Source organism: Chamaesiphon sp. OTE_20_metabat_361, assembly GCF_031364565.1.
This window is the reverse complement of sequence record NZ_JANLWO010000848.1, coordinates 1-5677: the sequence shown is the minus strand read 5'-3', so window position 1 is coordinate 5677 and position 5677 is coordinate 1. Positions and strand designations below refer to the sequence as shown.

The following is a 5677-nucleotide window of genomic DNA, read 5'->3' as shown; positions in this document are numbered from 1 at the left end:
CTCCCTGGTTGTAGATTCACTGTCGATCGATGGGAACTCTAAAACAAGAGAACTCTGAAGATATTTATGAGTGAAAACGCTAAGAATAAACTGCAAGAATTACTCAATAATCTTGGTTGTATCGGTCGTTGCATTGACTTTCAACATACACTTGTTGCCGATCTCTATCGCTCTACTTTAACAGTGGCATTTCCAGATGGTCGGATCGTTCGCGGCACTGGAGAAGGACAGCGTAAACCTGATACTGATATTTCAGCGGCACAGGATGCTCTCGATCTAGTTGAGAGAATTTATCCATAATAATATAATAAAAAAAGAGTGATAACTAAATTAGCTATCACACCAAAAAATATTTTCAATGACTATTATAGATGAAATTACGTGGAAATCGCGTACCTGGTAGGAGTGGTACTCTCTATCAACGCACCAAGAAAAAGCGATTGAAAAATGGCAAGACAGTTGAATATCCTCTAGTTGAAGGAAACCGTGACTTAGATAATATTTCTCATTGGTTCTGGCAGATTACCTGGAAGGAGAGAGGCGATGATGGAAAATATCGAACTCAGATTGCTTCTGTTAGACCAGTACAGGTAGAGCAAGTGAAGGTGTTAATCGCTGGAAATGTAGAACTAGAAACGATTCTAGCTTATTTGCGTGGTTCCATGTAATTACATGGAACTATTTATATAGTCTCAAGCTTAGATGGAGTAACAATTTGAGCTTATTCGATCGAGGTTAAGCCGCTCTGCTCTGTATGTGCCATTAATGCTCTAAAATAGCTTTCAGTAACTCTTTCAAGCTTTTATTTAGTTCCATGTAATTACATGGAACTTTAATGCGATCGCTCTCAATCGATCGCAAGGAAATGGATTCGTCGCTGTCGGTTGTAGACACGATCGTTTTTTGTGGTTGAACACTGGTAGCATATACAGGTTTACTACTGACTCAAACCAACTCCGATCGTAAAAATCTGGTCGGTAACAAGCAAATAACGATCGAGAAAAAATAATAAATTGAATAGAGATTTGGGGCGTTCGCGAATGCCTTAATTGGACTGGCTAGCGTCGGCTTTGTTGCTCCAATGGAGCATCGAGCGCGCCTAATGCCCTCAATGTTGCCTTCTGTGCATTCGTAATGCCTGTAATGCCAGCAATATTCATCCCCTCACAGGGTCGCGGCGATCGAAGCATCTTGACACATTCACCTGTGATGATATCCCAAATCCGAATGGTGGCATCAGCACTAGAACTGGCTAGCAACTGTCGATTGGGGCTATCAATGCCAGATTGGGGGATGAAAGCTACCGAAAATACCCCACTTTCATGACCTTCTAATACTTGCAGACATCGACCCGTCTGAAGATCCCAAAGTCTGATGGTGCGATCGAAGCTACCGCTGGCTAGAAACCTTCCATCTGGACTAAATGCCACCGACCAGACAAAATGGGTATGACCGGACAAGGTTTGCAAACATGCACCTGTAGCCACATCCCACAGTCCCACCGTGCGCTCGATACTCCCGCTGGCTAAAATATCGCCGCTGGGATTAAAAGCGATCGTACAAATCGATTGCCCTACTTGCCAAGTCCGCAGACATTCACCCGTCTGAAGATCCCAGAAGTTAATCGTGCGATCGAAACCAGCACTAACTAAAATATCTGGCGGGGAACCAAAGACTACAGACATCACCCAGTGCAGATGCCCTGTCAAAACCTGGAGACATTCACCCGTCTGGGTATTCCAAATTCTAATCGTGCGATCGTTACTCCCACTGGCAAGCATTCGACCATCCATGCTAAAGGCAACCGACCAGACTTCATTAGTGTGACCGGATAAGTTGCAGTAACATCGACCATCTTGGACGTTCCAGAGTTTAATCGTCGGATCGACACTGCCACCGCCGCCAGCTAAAAATCTGCCATCTGGACTGACTGCGATCGCTCTAATCGCCTCAGTATGACCCTTAAAACTGGTAAATTCACCAGTCTCGATCTGCCAAAGTCTGACGAGTCGATCGAAGTAGCCACCAGCCACTAGCACGGGCAAATTAGTAGAATTTGGTGTGGGCACTAAGGCGATCGAAAACAGGGTATTTGAGTACCCCTGAATAACTTTGAGACATTGACCGGATTCTATGCTCCAGAGTCGGATCGTCCGGTCTTCACTGCTGCTGGCAATAACTCGATGATGGGGGTCGAAAGCCATCGCCCAGATCCAGTTCTCATGACCGATTAGGGTCTTGACACGTTCCCCAGATTGGACATCCCACAACCCGATCGTCCGATCTTTGCTACTGCTGATGAGCATTCCACCATCGTGACTGAAGGCGATCGACACCAATTCATCACTGTGCCCGACAAAAGTGTGTAAACACTCGCCAGTAGCTAGATCCCAGAGTTTGACAGTAGTATCATCGCTGCCGCTAGCTAGCAGGCGACTGTCGGGACTAAAAGCCACACACCAAATCCAACCTTGATGACCCGCTAGGGTTTGCCAGTAGGTGCCATTGCTACCATCTTGGATGTGCCAAAGTTGAATCGTGCGATCGCTACCACCACTAGCAATAATGCGACCGTCAGGACTCAAAGCTACCGACTTGATATCATGGGCTGGATTAGCTTCATATTGAAGGCTAGTCAAACACTGTCCGGTATTGACATCCCACAGTTTGACCGTGCAATCATCGCTACCACTAGCCAAGATCTCGCCATCAGGACTAAATACCACTGAGTAGACCCCCTGGGTATGTTCGGTCAGCGTCTTTAAGCATTCACCAGTACTGAGATCCCAGAGTTTGATTGTGCAGTCAAAACTGCCACTAGCCAGCAGTCGATCGACGGGGCTATACGCAACCGCTTGTACCCAGTTGGCATGACCTTTTAAGATCGACTGGAGTTGGTGAGTGTGCGTCTCCCACAACCGAATATCGCCGTTGAAGTCGCCACAAGCCAGACAGTTACCGTCGGGACTAAAGGCTAGTGAGTGAATACTGCCAAAGGTTTCGGTGAAGGCTGACTTTGCTACATTGGTATCAGCAAAATTAATGTCATATAAATCTACATGCAGTAAATAGGCTTGCCAAATACACAAACCGGAGAAATCATAGCCACTCAAATCGATGTGCAAATGACGGTAAAGGTTAATCAGATTGCCACCTGCATAACCGCAAGTGTCGATAAATTCTAATCGCAGTTTAACAAGTAATCGATCGAGTTGATTTTTAATCTCCAGTTTCGATCGCAATTTACCTAGTAGTCGATCGACCAGCGGGGCTAAAATCATTCGCACTTGGCTTTCGCGAATATAATCTCTAGTCTGAGCCTGCATCAGCGCATGACTATTGAAAATATCCACATCTAAGCTAGTAATTTCTTCGCACACTAGATCGATAACTTTGGCGGTGACATATTCCATTACCACGGGTTGGAGGGTAAAGCAGCCAGCACTTTTTTCAATTAGACTTTGCCGATCTAATGATTGTAATGCGCCTAAAACTTGAGATCGCCAGCCGCTGGGAATGAAGTCTGCTAATAATTGTGAGATCGAGACAGCTTCGCGATCGATCGCTAACCAGTAAAGTACTTGTTGCTCGATATCGCACAATCGATCGAATTGCTGGCTCAATAAAGCCTCGATCCCATCACAGAGAATTACCCCCTGCTCTAAAAACGCGCTCACACTACCGTCAAATAAATCCCGAATCGTGGTCGCCGCAATTTTAATTGCTAACGGGTTGCCAGAGTAAGATTGCTGGAAGTGCTGCCAATCGCTGGAATCGGCTGTACAAAAGCCATTGGTAGTCCCGTTGGCGTAGCCTGTCTGCAAGACAATCGCGGCTACTTCGATCGCACCCAAACCATGTAAATCCAGCGTCCCGATCGATCCAAACTCGCCCTCTAACGGCATTAAGGTACTGGGCTTTTCCCGACTGGTGATTAATAAACAACTAGCATGATGTTCGGTAGCAATCCGGCGGAGCAGTTCGCTATAGCCCACATAACCCTCTCGATAACCGCCGTGCTGCTGGCTAGTCGCCGAGTGAGCTGGATGCTGAGCGAGAATTGATTCAAAATTATCAAAAACGAGCAGACAGCGCGTAGCGCGCAGATATGCCATCAATTGGGAGATCTGAGCATCCAGAGTATCCGCAGGTTCGGTTTGCTGTTGGCGGGAGAGAATCGCCATCAGTTGAAAGAGAATTTTATCTAGCGGCGGCGCATTGCGAAGCGATTGCCAGATAATCCGATCGAAAGCTTGAGTTAAAGTTGCTAGCTTTTGAGTGAGTTTGGCAGCTAATGAGGTTTTACCCATGCCGCCCATCCCGACGATCGAAATCAACCGACAAGGTATCCCGATCCGATTGCCCTCACAATCTACACCCAGCCATCGTTCCAACTGCTGGAGTTCGGTTTCGCGCCCTCTGAAAGTAGAAACATCGATCCGATCGCCCCAATAGCAATCGCGCTCTAGGGGTGAAGCTGGGGTAACTTCTGGCACCGCTAATTTCGGCATTCGATTCGGCAGAGCCGACACTTCGACAAGCTCAGTGCATCGCGCTGTGCGATCGCGGTGGCGACGCAATACCGCTTGCAAATTACTTTTAGTCACTGGTTCGCCACAGGCGATCGTCAACTGTCGCCACAATTCGTAGCCGATATCGCGGATGTAACCAGTGTCATAACCCACTTGCTCGGCAATGCGGGGATAAGTCCAACCTTCCCAGGTATAGCGAAATACTCGCTCTTGAAGATCGCGCAGACTTTGTGCTTGGAGCAGTGTATCTAGTAATGCTAAGGCTTCATCCGCTGTCATCTGCAAAGACCCTGCCAGAATCTATCCTTATTCTAGTCGCAATCTTTCAAAAATTACATTTTATAGATCCGATCTTTTCCGATCGCTAACAGCGGACTTTTGCCGATCTTTTCTGGCTGTCAAACTAGCTGGGGGCGAATATTCTGAAGACATGGAGGAAATCAACCCCCCATTCTTACTAATTTAGAGGTATTTACCAATGTCTAAAAAACTGTTTGCAAGCAGTATTACTGCATTCGCCGCTATAGTTACTACGGCTGGCGTTAATATTGGTTCTGCGGTAGCAGCTCCAGTATTTCTAGTCGAATTTAATTCAGACAGAATCGGTCAGGATTATAAAAATTTCAATACGAATAGCATGGAATCTTGTATGCGCGCTTGCGCTACCGAAGGTCAGTGTAAATCGTTTACTCACGTTCCGCCAGGAGCGCAACCAGGTACTTCTAATGCTCAAGGTATCTGCTGGCTCAAGAACGGAATCCCAGAATCTACTCGCAATCCCGGTGGGATATTTTCTGGAAAGAGAATTTAATAATATACATAGCTGTTTCCTACCAAAGGAGAAATTGCAAGTTATTTAATCCTCATTCCTTTGGAGTAAAACGATAAAGTTTGACATCGATTAGTACCTGGAAACATTGTAAAAATTGACAGGTACTGCTCCAAGATCTAACGATGCTCATCGATCTCGGCTATGAAATTGCCGTTGGAAATTCGATCGCTCAATCCTTGATTTATCTGGGATTAGTGGGAGTATGAATCTCCGTTTTCTCGATTAGATCGAACAGTCAAAAATAGCCACTGGCGGGGAGTTTTACCGTTGTGTCCCCTTGCTGCATCTCGAAGGAGAGCGATGTCACAGATGC

The 5677-nt window shown here is 46.3% G+C and carries 5 protein-coding genes; 3 read left to right on the top strand and 2 right to left on the bottom strand.

Annotation, left to right across the window (positions count from 1 at the left end):
* Positions 1-66: 66 nt before the first annotated feature.
* Both RMO35_RS23795 and RMO35_RS23790 read left to right on the top strand, forming a co-directional pair.
* Complete coding sequence (locus RMO35_RS23795; protein WP_309744995.1) at positions 67-300, top strand: hypothetical protein; 234 nt, start codon at positions 67-69, stop codon at positions 298-300.
* A 71-nt stretch (positions 301-371) separates the two neighbouring features.
* The gene (locus tag RMO35_RS23790) at positions 372-668 is read left to right on the top strand and encodes a hypothetical protein (protein WP_309744993.1); all 297 of its coding nucleotides are present in this window, start codon (positions 372-374) and stop codon (positions 666-668) included.
* 94 nt (positions 669-762) lie between these two features.
* Here the strand turns inward: RMO35_RS23790 and RMO35_RS23785 are convergent, their stop codons facing one another.
* Both RMO35_RS23785 and RMO35_RS23780 read right to left on the bottom strand, forming a co-directional pair.
* Positions 763-894 carry a hypothetical protein gene (locus tag RMO35_RS23785; protein WP_309744991.1) on the bottom strand — a complete coding sequence of 44 codons (132 nt, stop codon included), beginning with the start codon at positions 892-894 and terminating at the stop codon, positions 763-765.
* 164 nt (positions 895-1058) lie between these two features.
* Positions 1059-4811 carry an NB-ARC domain-containing protein gene (locus tag RMO35_RS23780; RefSeq protein ID WP_309744989.1) on the bottom strand — a complete coding sequence of 1251 codons (3753 nt, stop codon included), beginning with the start codon at positions 4809-4811 and terminating at the stop codon, positions 1059-1061.
* A gap of 199 nt (positions 4812-5010) precedes the next feature.
* Here RMO35_RS23780 and RMO35_RS23775 point away from each other — a divergent pair, with 199 nt between their 5' ends.
* On the top strand, positions 5011-5343 hold the full coding sequence (locus tag RMO35_RS23775; RefSeq protein ID WP_309744987.1) for a PAN domain-containing protein: 333 nt from the start codon (positions 5011-5013) through the stop codon (positions 5341-5343).
* Positions 5344-5677: the final 334 nt, after the last annotated feature.